The organism is Streptomyces sp. PTL18 (genome assembly GCF_059510295.1).
Genome location: NZ_JCAJZO010000182.1, coordinates 1 through 221, shown reverse-complemented (window position 1 = coordinate 221; position 221 = coordinate 1). Strand labels below are relative to the sequence as shown.

The 221-nt window shown below is 72.4% G+C and carries 1 pseudogene; it reads right to left on the bottom strand.

The window, feature by feature from the left end:
- Window positions 1-221: pseudogene (locus tag AC5WS8_RS39560) on the bottom strand (acyltransferase domain-containing protein); the annotation flags it as partial.

Here is a 221-nt window from a genome sequence, read left to right as displayed (position 1 = left end):
CGGTGCTCGAACACCGACCGCGACCGCACCAGGGCCGCACCCACCTCGACCGGCGACACCCCCGTCCGCTCGGCGACGAACCCCGCCAGCCGACCGGCCTGCGCCCGCAGAGCCTCACGGCTGCGCCCGGAGACCACCCACGGAACCATCGACGGCACCGAGTCGTGCTCAACGACCGTGCGCTCCTCCGCAACCGGCTGCTCAAGGATGATGTGGGCGTT